Below are 15,430 nucleotides of genomic sequence, written 5' to 3'. Positions count from 1 at the left end.
CGGTTTCTATTCTAGCACGAAGACCGAATTCGCTCACCTTTAATTTAGCCAGTCCGTCCGGCCGCGCAGCAGCGGCCGCAGCTGGGTCGTGAGGTTGGCCGCAATCGTGGTCATGCCGGCGATGCTTGGGTGCAGCAAGTCGGCGGAAAGCCCGGACAGATCCGGCAAAAGCTTCAGGCCGCTGACGTAAGGCAAGTGGCCTGCGCATTCGCTTTGCACGACCTGGCGGAACTGGGCCACCTTGGCCGGGTCGTCCGGGTAATCGGTCGCGACCATGTCAAAGGCCAACACCGGCCGAGGGTCTTCGGCAAACGGCGCGATGAAGCGCCGCACCCGGGCGCGGAAGTCGGCGACCGAAAAACCGCCGAGCATGTTGATGCCCATCTCAAGCGTGGCAAAGTCCCAGTCGGGCCGCGCGACCAAGGCGTCGGCCACCCCGGGCTCCAGCCGCGCCGACCCCGCAAAGCCGAAGTTGAGCAGGTCGGCGGAAAGCTTGGTGGCGGTCTGCTGGGCGTAGGTCGCCATCGGCGTCACCGCCAGGGTGCCGTGGGTGATCGAGGAGCCGTAAGCCAGGTAGGTCGAACTCGGCACCTCGCTTGGCCGCGGCGGCCGAATCGCGCCTTGGACGTCGATCAGCCAGTTGCGGCAGTACGGCAGGCACAGCCGCACCACGGCCGGGTCGAAGGGCTGATTCAAGGCGGCCGCCACCTCCTGCAGCCGCGGCAGGTTGGCCGGGCGGTGAATCGTCAGGGTCGTCGGGGTGGTGTGCAAAAGCAGGTTGGTCTCCTGGTAGGTGCCTTGAAAGCAGCCGTGCATCACATAGGCGACCTGCAGCTCCGAAGCCTCTTGCGCCTGCAGCGTGATCTGGGCGGTGTCGCCGGTCATCACGAAGCGCAGCTCGACACCCGAGTCGTTGTTGGAGGTGTGGGTCCCAGGCTCGTCTAGTGCGGCGAACAGCGCCGCGTCGGCCCGGTCCAAAAGCACCCCGTGGGGACTTGGCAACACCCGGGCCACATTGTGCAGATCCATGTTTTGGTATTCCATTGTTTTCCTCCCAAAAACGCGGCCGGTTCCCACCGGTCGCGCTTGTTCACTGCCGCAACACCCGCACTGCGTATGGCGCGAGGGTCAAGACCCCGGCCGCCACGGCGCTGCCGTCTTCGGCGTCGGTGGTCGCAACCGTCGTGGTCACCGTCTGAACGGTGGCGCTCATATTCATCACGAAGTTGAAGGCGCCTCTGGCCTGCACGGACACCACCGGGTTGGCGGTCGCCACCAGCGTTGGCCGCAAGCCAAGGTCTGTGGCCACCTGCTGGTACAAGGCCGCCAGCAGGTCGCGGCCGGTGCGAGGCGCGATGTAGTAGGCCTGCCCCGCCCCAAAGGCGTTGCACGTCACGGCCGGGCTGCCTTGGTAAAAGTCGCGCTGGTAGGTCGCAAGCACCTGGGCTCCGGTCGCCTCAAGCACCTGGGCGAACTGCGTCGTCTCGTACGACTGATCGCCGTAAGACACGGCGTTGTGCTCGCCTTCGTACAGCGAGTCGAACTCCAGTGGGTGAATCCCAAACAGCCGCTGCAAGGACTGCGGCCAGCCACCGAGAATCACGGTGTCGGTGGGGTCAACGATGCCGGTAAAGTAGCTGGACACCAGGGTCCCCCCGCCTTGAACGTAATCGCTCAGGCGCTTGGCCAAGGCCTTGGTCATCACGTACAGCATCGGCGCGATCACCAGGTCAAAGCCGCTGAAGTCGTGGTCGCTTGGCACCATGGCGACGGGAATGTCGTGTTGCCAAAAGTACGCGTAGTGGTCCTCAAGCGTCTGGAAGTACTTCTTGCGATCGCGGCCAAACGCCGCCTCGCGCTTTTGGGCCCAAAGGCTCTGCCAGTCGTAGACGATGGCGACTCGGGCCACCCGCTTGGTCCCCTTCACACCGTCAAGCGTCGCCAGCCGGGCCCCGTAGGCCGCAACCTCGCGGAACACCCGGTTGTTGGCGTCGCCGTCGTGGCCGACCACGGCGCTGTGGAACTTCTCGGAGTTGGCCCGGGCCTGGCGGAACTGGAAGTACAGGCTGCCTTCCGAGCCATGCGCGATCTGCTGAAAGGAGCTCAGCGCGTGAACGCCCGGCCGCTTGGCCTTGGCCACCGGCGAGTTGACCCGCGACGGCGTGGCCTCCATCACCAAAAACGGCTGATTCTTCAGGCCGTAGAACGTGTCATGCACGAAGGCCGTTTTCAGCGCGGTCTCGGCCAGCGGTTCGAAGTTGTTGTTCCACTGCGGGTAGGCGTCCCAAGACACCAGATCGACGTGCTCGGCGAACTTGGCGTAGTCGATGCCTTCAAGCGGAATGAAGTCGTGGCCCGGCCCCTCCGCCATGAAGTTGGTGGTGGCCGGAATCGCTGGGTTCTCGCGCTTGAGCACCTTGACCTCGGCGTCGTAAAAATCAATCGTGCGGTCGGTCACGAAACGCTTCCAGTCCAGCGCCATGCCGTGAACCTTGGTCGAGCCCAGGGCGTTGGGGGTTTTGATCTGCTCCCAAGCCGAGTAGGTGCCGCCCCAAAAGCTCATCAGCCAGGCGTCGTTGACGGCCTTCAGGCTACCGTACTTGTGGCGCAACCAGTCGCGCCACGCGGTTTGGCACAAGTCGCAGAAGCACTCGCCGGAGAATTCGTTGGAGACGTGCCACATCGCAAGCGCCGGGTTGTGGCCGTAGCGCTTGGCCAGCTCGCGGTCGATTCGCGCGACGTACTGGCGGTAGATGGGACTTGAGTAGCAGTGATCATGGCGGAAGCCGTGGGTGTGGCGGCGCAGCTGGTCGTCGACGCGGTTGACCTCCGGGTACTTCTCGGACAGCCACTGCGGCCGCGCCCCGCTCGGGGTGGCCAAAATCACGTTGCCGCCCATGGCGTTGACGTCTTCAAAAACCTTGTCCAGCCAGCCAAACTCGAACTGGCCATCGGCGGGTTCAAGCGCCGACCAGGCAAACACGCCCAAGGTCACGGTGTTGATGTGGGCCTTTTGCATCAGCTTCAGGTCCTCTTGAAGCACATCCGGGTAATCCAGCCACTGGTCGGGGTTGTAATCCCCCCCGTGCAGCAGCCGGGCATCGACATCAAAGCGCATGTTACCCCTCCTTGGTCAGAATCAAGAGCTTGGACTGAAAATCACCGGCAAGCTCGGCGACGGCCTGGTTAGGCCCGTTGAACTCGTAAGGCAGGCGCAGCCCCAGGTGCTTGAGCACGGCGCCGGACACCGGCACGGTGCGGCCGCTGATCGCGTAGGTCGCCGCCGAATCGACGAACGGCAGGCGCAGCCGATCCACGGCGTTGCCGTCGGGGTTGGCCAACAACCGGTAGAAGCCAAAGGCGATGCGGCTGTGGTCGGCCGCCTCAATCGCCCAGGCCACGGTGTTGTGGTCGCCGTCTTCAAGCGTTCTCAGGAAGTGGAAGGCCCCGGTCAATACCAGCGGCTGCAGGGTTTTGTACTGGCGAATCTGCGCGGCGATCGCGTCCAGCACGGCCTGGGGTTCCTGGGTCAGATCCAGCTCGTAGCCCAGCGTTCCGAACAGCGCGACGTTGAAGCGCGTCTCAAGCGGCGTGGTGCGGTTGACCTGGCCGTTGGGCACGGCGGTGACGTGGTTGCTCATCGCAGACAGCGGGTAGCCCAAGGCGGTGCCGGTTTGAATCTTCAGGCGTTCGGCGGCGTCGGAGTCGTCGGACACCCAGATCTGCGGCGAGTAGAACAAGATGCCGAGGTCAAAGCGGCCACCACCACCGGCGCAGCCCTCGATCAAGACGTCGGGGTAGGCGGTCAGCAGCTTGGCGTAAAGGCGGTAGACGCCTTGGATGTAGCGGTGGAAGAACTCGCCTTGGGGCCGGCCGATCGCGGCCAGGTACTGCGAGTAGGCCTCGGTGATGTTGCGGTTCATGTCCCACTTGATGTACTCCAGGTGCGTCGCGTCGATCACCTTTGACATCTGCGCAAACAGGTTGTCGACCACCGCCGGGTTGGCGAAGTCCAGCACGTACTGGTTGCGCCCGATTGCGCGTCGCTCGTGCGGCGGCGCCACCACCCAGTCGGGGTGTTCTGCGATCAAGTTGGAGCGTGGCGAGATCATTTCGGGTTCGAACCACAGGCCAAACTGCAGCCCCAGGTCGTGAATCGACTGGGCGAAGCCGTCGATGCCGTGCGGGAACTTCTTGGCGTAAACCTGCCAGTCACCGAGGCTCGAGCGGTCGTCGTCGCGGTGGCCGAACCACCCGTCGTCCAAGACGAAGCAGTCGATACCGACCTTTTTGCCGGCGGCGGCGAGCTTCAGGAGCTTCTCGGTGTCAAAATCAAAGTAGGCCGCTTCCCAGGAGTTGAGCACCACCGGCCGCGGCCGGTCGCGCCAGGCCGGGGCGATCACGTGGTTGCGAACGAAGTCGGCGTTGGCCCGGCTCAGCCCGGCCAGCCCGGCATTACTGTAGGTCACCACGGCCTCGGGCGTCGTGAAGCTGGTGGTCGGATCCAGGCGCCAGGCGAACTGGTCGGGGTGCAACCCGATCATGAAGCGCGTCTGGTTCCACTCGTTGACCTCGGCCGAGGCCTGGAAGTTGCCGGAGTAGATCAGGTTGAACCCGAAGGCCTCACCCGACTGCAGCGTCCCGTCTGCCGCCTGCAGCGCGACGTAGGGATTTTGCTGGTGGCTGGAGGCGCCGCGCTGCGATTCGATCGCGGTCGTCCCTTGCGCCAGCGGCCGCGACTTGACGTGCCGCTCCCGGGCCCAGTTACCGGACAACTGCACGAAGCGGTAGTCGGCGGTCGGCAGGTCCAGGCCGCCGGACAGCGCCCGGGTCAGCGTCAGCGCCGCATCCCCGACGTTGGTCACGGTTTGCCACCGCACCACGGCGGCGCTGTCGTCAAACATCGCGTAGTGCTGCTGAAGCGTCAGCCCGTGGGTTGCATCGGCTAAGTTGACGGTCAACACCGTCACCTGCCCGGCGGTGCCGAAGCTGGCCGGCAGCGCCAAGTCGCGCGGCTTCTCGTGGCTTTCGGCAAAGCCCTGGTAGGTGAAGTTCAGATACAACGGCACGTCGCCGCGGGTGGCGGCGATGGCGCCTTGGCGAAAGTCCGAGGTGCCGTAAACCGGGTACTCCTGCAGCTGATCGGCCAGGGTGAACATGGTGTTTTCGGCGGAAAAATGCACGGTGCCGCCGGACTTGCTTTCAAGCTTGGTGTAAGCCGCAAGCGTCTGGGCGTCGGCGGTCAGCCGCGGCCCGTAGTACAGGTGGCCGAGCTGGTTGTTGGGTAGCAGGTACAAAATGTAACTGACGGAATCGTTCGCGAGGTGGAAGATTCGGTTGTCGATGACGTTAAGCAGTGGTCTCATCTACTTTCTTTTGGCAGCCGGCTGCACAACAGTCGGTCGAATGGGGCGATTCAAAGCAAAACGGGTCACCAGGCCTTGCAGCCCGGTGGCCCGCTACAAAGCGCAACTAGCCTGCGGCGGCTTGAGTCAGCTGCTCGATGGCTTGCATGCGGCGCTTCAGATTGTGCTTGTACATGAAGGTGTACACCCAGCCGACCAGCCAGAAGTTGGTGGTCAGGCTATTTTTGGTGAAGCTGTTTTGCTCCGAGTAGGTCAGCTTGGTGCCGTCCGGCGCCTTGGCGAATTCGTAGCGCGTGATGATCTCACCTTGGCTGTAGGAGACCTTGGTGGCGATCACCGCGTTGTCGACGACCTCAAGCACCTCGACGTGCGTCGGCACTTCGGCCTGTTGCACCTTGGTTCGCATCTCGGAGTCGATGGCGACGCCTTGGCTGAGTTCGGTGATGGCCGCATCGAAGTGTTGAAAATACTGCAGCTGCTGCGCGTAAACGGTGGCGTAAGTCGCCTCAAGCGGCGTGTGCAGCGTGGTCTCGTAAGTCATCGGCTTCAGTGGCATGGGTACCTCCATTACAAACTTATCGTTAATCGCTTATTTTTCGGCGGCGGCCTTTTCGAGGGCCTTTTCGCCGTCTTGTTCATCCTTCAGGAACTGCTTATCAAGCACCTGAAGGAACGGAATCCAGATCAAGGTCGACACGGCAACCTGAACCAGCTGCAGCGCGGCCCCCTTCCAGGAACCGACGGCAATCCAGCCGGACAGGAAGATTGGCGTGGACCAGACAACCGTGGCGCCGATTGGCTTGGGCACCAGACCGATTGCCATGGCGACGTAACCGATGGTGATCATCACCATTGGGCCGAGGACCCAGGGAATGAAGATGGTCGGGTTGAGCACGATCGGCAGGCCGAAGGTGACAGGCTCGGAGATGTTGAAGAACGCCGGCACGGCAACCATGCGCATGGTCTTCTTCATCCGGGCAGACCGGGCGAAGACCCAGCCCATGGCCAGGGCGAAGCCCAAGATCATGCCGGTGATTTCAAAGACACCCATGAAGGTCGTGCAGATGATGTGCGGAATCGGCTGGCCCAAGGAGTAGGCCTTGTAGTTTTGCAGCGCCAAGGCGTCGTAAATCGGCTGAACCACCGAGTTGACAACCAAGGTGCCGTGAATCCCGAACCACCACAGGAACTGGGAGAAGAAGCCCACGACCAATGTTGCAGGCAGCGTAGCGCCGATGCCCTGCAGTGGGGTCTGGAGAATGTCGTAAATGAAGTCGAACGCATTGCCCCAGCTGGTGAAGGTGAACAGGTAACGCACCGTGGTGAAGACCAGAAGCGAGGCGGAACCTGGGATGATCGCGGTGAAGGACGTCGCGATAGCAGGCGGAACGGATTCCGGCATCTTGATCGTGATGTTCGCGTTTTCAAGCGCCGCGAAAATCTCGGTGGCGACGATCGCCGTGATGATGGCGACGAACATGCCCTTGGAGCCCAGGTAGTTGATGTCGATGTAAGAGCTCGTCTTGTTGGTCATGATAGGCAAAAGCAAGGCGAAGGCCGCAAGCGAAATGCCGCCGGCGTAAAGCTGGGTGGCGTGGAGCTTGCCGGCCAAGTGGTAGGCGATGCCGAACACCACGAACAGCGCCGTGATGTTCATCGTCGCGTTACTGATGGGGCCGAGGAAGTTGTTCAGGAAATCGGTTACAACTTTCGGCAGGAACTTGGCGAAGCTGAAGGTCGTGGGAAGATTTTGGATGATGATCATGATGGATGCGAACATGGTGGCCGGGAACGCAACCATCATCCCATCACGAACACTTAACAAGAACTTGTTTTCTGACAGCTTAGTCGCGATTGGTAGGACTTTTTCTGTCATCACATCTTGCATACTCATGCGATGTGCCTCCTAATTGATAATGGCGTTGGGTGCCGCCGCACCGCGTTGGCCGGTATCTTGGCCGAGATGGCCGCCTAACGCAGTGCGGGTACTCACGAAAAATGTTTTTGAATAAATCGATTTACAAGACCCATCTTAACCGCTTACACTTGAAACCGATATATGCAAATGTTGAGGAGGCATGTCCAAATGTCGACAACTCGCGAGAATCCCCGAATTTACGATTTTTCCAACACCAACCGGACGTTCAACCTGGACGTCAACGTTTACACTTGCGGCAGCGAGGCCTGCGAGCCCGATCACGCTTACGGCCCCACCGTGCGGTCCGGCTACATGATCTACTTCGTCTTGAACGGCGAAGGCACTTACACGGTGCGGGACCACCAGTACCACCTGGGCCCCAAGCAGGGCTTTGTGATCGAGCCCAACACCTTGATCACCTTCAAGGCCAGCCACGAGAAGCCCTGGACCTACCTGTGGGTCGGGTTTTCCGGCCAAAGCGCGGCCAAGTACATGGCCGGCACCGCCCTGTCGTCGGCCGCCCCGCTGTTTGATTTTGAGTTCAACTCCGCAATTCTACGCGCGGCCAACCAGGTGATCGAAGGCTCTAACCACCGCGAGAACCGCAACCTGATCATGACCGGGCGGCTGTTCGAGTTCCTGTACCGGCTGGTCACCGACTACCCCAACCAGCACACCGCCACGACGATGTCGCACCGCGAGCTGGTCGAGTACGCCTTGTTTTACATCTCCCAAAACTACAGCGAGCCGATCTCCGTCGCCAGCCTCGCGGCGGTGATGCACATCGACCGCACCTACCTGCACCGCCTGTTCACCAAGCGCGTCGGCCGCTCCCCCCAAGCTTACATCAAGCGCTACCGCATGGACCAGGCCGCGCAGCTGCTGCGGGAAACCGACTTCCCGATTCAAGTCGTCGCCAGGGCCGTCGGGTACGAGAACCAGTTCTCCTTCTCCAAGGCCTTCTCAAGCCTGTACGGCGAGGCCCCGACCGGCTACCGGGCTCGCCAGCACGAGGGCTAGGTCGCACGCGGCCAAGCTGGGCTTTGGAACTGACGCACTCAAGCCGAACGGCTCCGGACCGGACGAACCCAGGTTGAACGACTTCGAACCGGACGGACCAGGACCGCCGGCTTGGCGCCGAGGCAGACCAGCTGGTCCCGGGCGGGGGGGCGGCCGGCCGGCGTCTCGGGTTCCCCTGTGGATCGGCCGGCGGGGCTTTTCGGCCACCGCGACAACGCGTATATTAGAGGCAATGCATTCCGTCTCAGAAAGGACCTCACCATGACTTTGAAGCTCGGCATCATTCTCGGCACCATTCGCCACCAATCGATCGGCGGCAAGTTGTTCGCTTACCTGCAGGCGGCCTTTCCGGACCACGACGACGTGCGGTTCGACTGGATCGACCTGCATGATTTTCCCCTGCCGCTGTACGACCACGCGGAGACCCCGGCGGATTCGCCGGTCCAAAACCTGGTGTTCGGCGAGTCGGCGTGGCTGGCGGCGCTGGCCGCCCAAGACGGGTACGTGATCATCAGCCCCGAATACGACCACGCGATGACCGGCGCCCTCAAAAACGCGCTGGATTACGTCGGCCAGGAGATCAGCCGCAAGCCCCTGCAGATTGTGACCTACTCGCACGACGACACCGGCGGCATCATGGCCGCCGAAAGCATGGTCAACGTGCTGCGCATGCTCGACGCCTTGGTGCTGCCCAAGCCCGTGTTGCTGGCCGGGTGCGACCGCAACTTTTTGCCGGACGGGCGGCTGGATGAGACCGTTGCGACAAGCGCGGCCTACGCTAGGCGGCTGGCCGTCGCCTTTCACGAGCTTGAATTCTACGCGCGGCTATCGCACGACCATCCCTATCGGCCGTTGAACGCCTGACTGGAGGCATTATGTACACCGAATTATCCGGCTCCGACCCGATCACCATCGACACCCCGCTCGGCGGGAAGGTCCCCTTTGGCATTTTGCAGTGCCTGACCGGGGCGACGCTTTACCTCGCGTCGCGCCAGGCAATTCTCAAGCCCGGCGACATCGCGCTGCTGCGGGCCAACGGCCCCTTCACGCTGGCGCCGACCACCGGGCCCCTGAACGCCCGCTACTTCACCGTGCCGCTGACCGCAGACGCGAGCTTCGGCCCCAACGAGCTGATTCACGCGATGCTGGCGTCGACGGAAACCGCCCACATCGTATTTCGCCGCATCGACCACGCGCTGACCAACGGCTACTGCGCCCAGCTGGCCCGGCTGATTCGCACGACGCCGCAAGACGACCTTTTGGCCTATCAGGAGGGCTCCGTCGCCCACCTGCTGTTGACCGAGCTGTCGCGCTCCGACCTCAACGCGATGATGATCATCGAGTCGGACTTTCCCGAAACCGACCTGCGCCACACCCCCAAGGACCGCCAGGCCGGCAGCATCCTGAACTACATCATGCAGCACATCGACCGCGTCACCCTGAACGCGGCGGCGGCACATTTTGGCTACGAGGCGAACTACTTCTCGCGGCTTTGCCACCAGCTGTTTCAAAAGCCCTTCTCCGAGGAGGTCCGCTTCATTCGCATGAACCAAGGCAAAAAGATGCTGACTTTGTCCGACCAAAGCATCAACGACATCGCCGCGGCGCTGGGCTACAAGAACCCCGCCAGCTTCGATCGCCACTTCAAGCACTACACCGGCCTCACCCCGTCGCAGTACCGGGCGACCAAGGCCGACGAGCCAGGCGCCGGCAAGGACGAGGCGTAGCCCGGCCCCGCTGCGGCCAATCCACTGCCGCTGGCGGCGGCCCGTGCCCGACCGCCGCGCCACCGCGGCCGACGCGCCGCTGCAGCCGACGTACAACCGTGGCCGCAAAATGCTGCGAAGGCCGGGGGCATCGCAAAGGCCGCGCCACGACAGAGGCCGAGCAACCCCTGCGAAGGCCGGTCGCCATCGCCAAGAATGCGCCAATGCAGCTGACGGGCCACGGCGACCGCAGACACCACCGAACCACATCATCCGGGCAGCCGCCAAGCGGCCGCCCTTTTTGGTGCGGCTAGCGATCGCAGTTGAATTTTTATTGAATATTATTCCACGGCGTTGTATAGTGGGCGTAATGTTTTTTTTAAGAAGGAGACCGCATGAAACCCAAATCAATTCTCATCTGGCTGTTCGCCTGGCTGCTGTGCCTCGGCGGCCTGGCCGCCCAGCCGGTGCATGCCGCAAGCGACGACTCGCTGGCCCGAGTCAAGGCCAAGGGCACCCTCGTGATGGGCAACTCACCCAACTACCCGCCCTACGAGTTCACCATTAACGAGCACGGCAAGGAAAAAATCGTCGGCATGGACATCGCGCTGGGCAAGCAGATTGCCAAAGACCTCGGCGTTCGCCTGGTGATCAAGAAGATGTCCTTTGACTCGCTGCTCGTCGCGCTTGAAACCGGCAAGGTCGACATGATCCTCTCCGGCTTCTCACCGACGCCCGAGCGCAAGGCCCACGTCGATTTTTCCAACAACTATTACGTCTCCAAGCAGTACCTGATCGTCAACAAGGCCGACAAGGGGTACTACAAGGACCGCCACTCGTTCTCGGGCAAAAAGGTCGGGGCGGTGCTGGGCAGCACCGCCGCCACGCTGGTCAAGCAGCAGATGCCAGGCGCCGACCTGACGACGATGGAAAACGCCGCGGATCTGGTGTTGGCGCTGAAGGCCCACAAAATCGACGCGATCGTCAAAGACTCCGCCTCGGCCATCGCCTACGCCCAAAGTGACAGCAGCCTGGCCGCCATCGACGGCAAGTTCGAAGTGTCAGCCGACGAGGCCGGCAACGCGATCGCGCTGCCCAAGGGCGCGACCAGCCTGACCGCCGCCGTCAACCAGACCATCGCGACGGTGCAAAAAAAGGACCTGTTCAACAAGGTCTACCTCAAAGACGCCGGCAAGGCGATCGCCCAGACCAACGCGACCAAGTCGATGTGGCACTACTGGCCGTACTTCGCCAAGGGTGTCGCCTACACCGTCGGCATCTCGCTGGTCGCCGTGGTGATCGGCACCCTGCTCGGCGCGGTGATCGCCTTCGTTCGCCTGGGTGACATCAAGGTGCTCAAGGCGCTTTTCACCGCCTACGTCGAGTTCGTTCGCGGGACGCCTTTGATGGTTCAGGTGATGTTCATCTACTTTGGCATCGGCATGTTCTACGACATCTCCGCGGTGGTCGCCGGCACCTTGGCCGTCGGGCTGAACTCGGCGGCCTACGTCTCCGAGGTGTTCCGCGGCGGCATTGAGTCGATCGCCAAGGGCCAAAGCGAGGCCGCGCGGTCTTTGGGCCTCAGCCAAAAGGCCACGATGCGCTACGTCGTCTTACCGCAGGCGTTGGCCAACATCTGGCCGGCGCTTGGCAACGAGTTCATCTCGCTGATCAAGGAGACCTCGATTGTCTCGATTATCGGCGTCGCCGACTTGATCTACCAGCTGCGCGTGGTTCAGGCAGACACCTACTCAGGGGTGTTGCCGATCACCATCGCGATGGTCTTGTACTTCATTTTGACCTTCGGCCTCTCGCGGCTGTTGCGCCACTTCGAAAAAAAGCTGCACCACGCCGAATAACCGCACAAAAAACAGGCGGCCGGACCCCCCACGGGATTCGGTCGCCTGCTTTGATGCCGCGTGGCCACCTAGTGCCGCGTGGCCCCTGGAGTCGCCTGGCTGCCTTGGCGTCGCCTGGCCGCCTCGTGTCGCCTGACCGCCTGGTGTCGCTTGGCCGCCTCGTGTCGCCTGGCGTCAGGCCACCTGGCGCGGCTGCTCCAAGAGCACCCGGTCGACGATGCCTTGGGCCGCCACCACCGACAGCCCCGGGAAGGCCTTTTGCAGCGCCCGGATCGCCTGCGTCTGGCCGAAGCCCCGCTCTTGGGTCAGCTGCCGCGCAACCGCCTCCAGCTCGGCGGGATCGCGCGGAATGCTGGCCGAAAAACGCGCCAGCTGCACGTCTTGAACCACAATCACCGCTGCCCCGATTAACACAACCCACATCAACCAAGCCATCGCTCGCACCTCCCGCATGCCGCTTTGCCTCGGGCGACCCCGCGCCGCCCCTCTAATCGCATTATGCCACTGATTGTAAGCGGATACAAGATGTATAATTAAAGGCGTCACTAATCGGCCGCGTCAGACCGCATCACGGTGGTCGCCGGCAGATGATGTCCCTGACAGCGCAATGCAGGCGTATACTCAAGTCACGACCCCCGACAAAGCGAGGCAAACTATGGCAATTACAGATTTCAGCAATCAGATTCGCAGCCTGGGCCACCGCAGGCACTACGCCGCCGGTGCCGACCTCCTGCGCGAAGGTGACCCGGCGCAGCGCTGTTTTTCATCTGGTAATCCCAGGACAGAGAGCGTAGAATCAAAATTGGACATCACTAATACCTCGCTTTGTTTTAAGTTTGGTCGCTTGGAGCTGAGAATGGGTGCTAGATGGTGCCCTTTTATTTTGCGCTGTTATTGAAAAAGGGTCTACACTCTCGGCGTTGGATTTCTCCAACACCAGAAAGTGCAGACTCGTTTTCTTTACTTTGATGGATTTTAAATATCAATATAATCATGTCGATAGCGCCGTCGTATAGGACTACTCACGATTGCCGCCATCGACAACCGTTGCGACCGTCCCGTCGGCCACCGTGATCATCTGATCGTAGCGGCCGCGCGCAGCTGCGTCCTGGTGGTGCAAGATGGCGATCACCGTGCATGGCAATCCCAGCAGGTAGTCCTCGAGCTTGCGGCTCAACGCCGCGTCTAAGGCAGAGTTGAACTCGTCGAGCAACAGCACATCCGGCTCAGCCAAAAGCGCGCGTCCCAGCGCTATCCGCTGCTTTTCCCCGCCGGATAGCGCCGCTTCGTTCAGGCTGCGGGTGACCCCGTAGCGGTTCACAACGTCGTTCAGCTCGAGCAAGTCAAGGACAGCTGCTTGCCGCTCAGCTGATACCGGCTGCCCCATGAACAGGTTATCGACCAGGCTGGCATAGAACACCACTGGCGTCTGTGTCACCATCTTGATCCGGCTCGCGGCCACATCCGGGCTACCGTTGATCAGCAGCTGGCCGGACGGCGACCCGACGTTGATCCTGGCGATGGCGCGCAAAAGCGTTGACTTCCCCGCGCCGCTTTTGCCGACGATCAGGTACTTACGCCCCGGCACGAAGGTCAGATCGACGTCGTGCAGCACCGTTTTGTCTGCCGTGGTCTCGCCAAAACCCTTCAGTGTGATTCCGGTCACCGGCTGATCCGATACCGGCACTGCTGCGGCCGCGGTGTCCTGCGTATACAGCCTGAGCCGCTTGGCAATCGGGGTCGCCTCGCGCCGGTAGTACAGGAGCATCGACAGTACCTCCATCGGCGCCCCAAGGTTAGCGGCGATCTGGATCGCCGCCAGGAGGCCGCCGATCGACAAGCTGCCCTGCGTGATCAGGTAGGCGCCGAAGCCGATAATGGTGAAGGTCTTGAGCACCTGAAGGAACGCGTTGACCAGGTTGGTGCCGGTGACGTAGCGGTTGGCCCGGCCTTCCGTCCGGTAGATGGCCTGATTGTTGGTCAGGCTGATGGCTTGAAAGTAGCGCTGGGCCCCGAAGCTGTTGAGCGTCTCGATGCCCTTCATGAACGACGACAAGCTCTTGGTCAGCTGATCTTGGGCATCGGCCTGGGCGACCCGGTTGGTCTGGCTACGCTTGGCCAAAAGGCGCGGGAAAAACACGATCAGCAGGCTGACTGCCAGGATGATGGCCGACAGGGTCAGGTTGATGGTCAACAGGCCAATGGCCGAGGCGCCGATCAGCACCAGGCAGTTACAGATGTCGATCTCGCCTTTCACATACTGCTCGGCGATGGCCTGGCTGTTGACGTTGATGTCCGTTGTGGCCGCCGCCAGCCGGTCCTCGCTGTAGCTGACCGACCGGAACAGGCGCCCAATGATCTGCTGGCGAAAAGCATTTTGCACCCGCTTGACCAAGTCGAGCCCGAGAAATGTGCTGGCGGTGGACAGCCCGATCTGCGCCAGCGAGGTGATCAGAAACAACCAGAAGAAGCGGCCGAACAGCTGGTGGTGATCGGCCATCACGCCGTTGATGAACTGCCCGCTGAACAGCGGCACCAGCACCGAGGTGATGCTCCAGAGAACGACTGTGACCAGCGTGAGCAGGTACCAGGGTCTGAGCTTGCGGGGAGTAATTTTCATGAGAGCCTCCTTGAGTAATGAGATTAAGGCAAGCGTATATGGCCAGCTTCTTAATTTTTCGTTAAGAAACAGTTAATATTAGCACCCGAATTGTAACCGATTACAAATAAGATTACTATCTACTCGTGAGCTAGGTCACAAGCTCACCACTACCGAGGCCCTGTATTCAACACACATATTGTACTACCATAGCTCTTAAAAATTGGCAAGCACGATCAAGCACGATTAGGGAGGAAAAATCATGAAAGCAGAAATCAAGGACTATATTAACAACCAAAAAGACAAGAAGCGGGCTGGTCTTTCGTGCCCCTCAGCAAACCCTTACGGAGTGGTTCGACCATCTATCGTAAAGTAACCAAGTAACCCATACAGATGCCTCGGCGTACATAGGGAAAGGATTGCCTAATGACTATATATCTAAATTTGGAAGCATTCTCCCTTCTTCACTGGTATAAAGACAGGCTCTTCGGTATTCTAATCAACGGACAACTCGTCGAATTCGATCGAGTGGAATCATACTTGTTAGAACTGTACTTCGAATTCGGAGATCTCAAGTTGATTGAAAAATACTTCCTCGACGAAGGTTTATCGTATGAAGAAATTGCAAAACTGTTCGAAAATTTCACAGAAAGAAATGCAGACTTCATCCAATTGCAAACCGAAAAATCTAGTTTTCCTTGGATTACCGGTGAAAAAGGACTAGCATATCCTCTTGAGTTTCATATATCATTGACGAATAAATGTCTTCTGAAATCTCGCCACTGTTATAAAGGGCGCTACGATATTTGGAGTTGATAGGCTACTTGCCTGCCAACTCCTTTTTCTATACCATTTAGTTTTCAGCACACAAACAGGACACCACACGGCTTCCTGTTCATCGTCCCGACCAAAGAATTCAGAAATGGAGTTTGTGTGATGTCCCTTACTAGTCAGTCTATCCG

The 15,430-nt window shown here is 60.7% G+C and carries 12 protein-coding genes; 5 read left to right on the top strand and 7 right to left on the bottom strand.

Annotation, left to right across the window (positions count from 1 at the left end):
* Positions 1-39 precede the first annotated feature (39 nt).
* The 5 genes from ACYVRZ_RS12300 to ACYVRZ_RS12280 all read right to left on the bottom strand — a co-directional run bounded on the left by ACYVRZ_RS12300 (position 40) and on the right by ACYVRZ_RS12280 (position 7,260).
* Complete coding sequence (locus ACYVRZ_RS12300; RefSeq protein ID WP_461227269.1) at positions 40-1,044, bottom strand: GDSL-type esterase/lipase family protein; 1,005 nt, start codon at positions 1,042-1,044, stop codon at positions 40-42.
* 46 nt (positions 1,045-1,090) lie between these two features.
* Positions 1,091-3,118, bottom strand: coding sequence for a beta-galactosidase (locus ACYVRZ_RS12295; protein WP_461227267.1), 2,028 nt, complete (start codon positions 3,116-3,118; stop codon positions 1,091-1,093).
* Position 3,119: 1 nt separating this feature from the next.
* Positions 3,120-5,366, bottom strand: coding sequence for an alpha-galactosidase (locus ACYVRZ_RS12290; RefSeq protein WP_461227265.1), 2,247 nt, complete (start codon positions 5,364-5,366; stop codon positions 3,120-3,122).
* Between the two features lie 106 nt (positions 5,367-5,472).
* Positions 5,473-5,922, bottom strand: coding sequence for a DUF3284 domain-containing protein (locus ACYVRZ_RS12285; protein ID WP_461227263.1), 450 nt, complete (start codon positions 5,920-5,922; stop codon positions 5,473-5,475).
* 33 nt (positions 5,923-5,955) lie between these two features.
* On the bottom strand, positions 5,956-7,260 hold the full coding sequence (locus ACYVRZ_RS12280) for a PTS sugar transporter subunit IIC (RefSeq protein ID WP_461227261.1): 1,305 nt from the start codon (positions 7,258-7,260) through the stop codon (positions 5,956-5,958).
* A 192-nt stretch (positions 7,261-7,452) separates the two neighbouring features.
* Here ACYVRZ_RS12280 and ACYVRZ_RS12275 point away from each other — a divergent pair, with 192 nt between their 5' ends.
* The 4 genes from ACYVRZ_RS12275 to ACYVRZ_RS12260 all read left to right on the top strand — a co-directional run bounded on the left by ACYVRZ_RS12275 (position 7,453) and on the right by ACYVRZ_RS12260 (position 11,869).
* Positions 7,453-8,304 carry an AraC family transcriptional regulator gene (locus tag ACYVRZ_RS12275; RefSeq protein ID WP_461227259.1) on the top strand — a complete coding sequence of 284 codons (852 nt, stop codon included), beginning with the start codon at positions 7,453-7,455 and terminating at the stop codon, positions 8,302-8,304.
* Between the two features lie 261 nt (positions 8,305-8,565).
* Positions 8,566-9,168 (top strand): NADPH-dependent FMN reductase, encoded by a 603-nt coding sequence (locus ACYVRZ_RS12270; protein ID WP_461227257.1) that lies wholly within the window; start codon positions 8,566-8,568, stop codon positions 9,166-9,168.
* Positions 9,169-9,179: 11 nt separating this feature from the next.
* Entirely contained in the window at positions 9,180-10,031 is an 852-nt protein-coding gene (locus ACYVRZ_RS12265; protein WP_461227255.1) for a helix-turn-helix domain-containing protein, read from the top strand.
* Positions 10,032-10,405: 374 nt separating this feature from the next.
* On the top strand, positions 10,406-11,869 hold the full coding sequence (locus ACYVRZ_RS12260) for an ABC transporter substrate-binding protein/permease (RefSeq protein ID WP_461227253.1): 1,464 nt from the start codon (positions 10,406-10,408) through the stop codon (positions 11,867-11,869).
* Positions 11,870-12,043: 174 nt separating this feature from the next.
* Here the strand turns inward: ACYVRZ_RS12260 and ACYVRZ_RS12255 are convergent, their stop codons facing one another.
* Positions 12,044-12,304, bottom strand: a complete 261-nt coding sequence (locus ACYVRZ_RS12255; RefSeq protein WP_461227251.1) for a hypothetical protein — start codon at positions 12,302-12,304, stop codon at positions 12,044-12,046.
* Positions 12,305-12,887: 583 nt separating this feature from the next.
* On the bottom strand, positions 12,888-14,489 hold the full coding sequence (locus ACYVRZ_RS12250; protein WP_461227249.1) for an ATP-binding cassette domain-containing protein: 1,602 nt from the start codon (positions 14,487-14,489) through the stop codon (positions 12,888-12,890).
* A 555-nt stretch (positions 14,490-15,044) separates the two neighbouring features.
* Between ACYVRZ_RS12250 and ACYVRZ_RS12245 the strand changes: the two genes are divergently transcribed.
* Complete coding sequence (locus ACYVRZ_RS12245; protein WP_461227247.1) at positions 15,045-15,284, top strand: hypothetical protein; 240 nt, start codon at positions 15,045-15,047, stop codon at positions 15,282-15,284.
* Positions 15,285-15,430 lie beyond the last annotated feature (146 nt).

The sequence above is a fragment of the Lacticaseibacillus suihuaensis genome (genome assembly GCF_054785075.1).
This window is presented reverse-complemented; position numbering and strand designations above follow the sequence as displayed.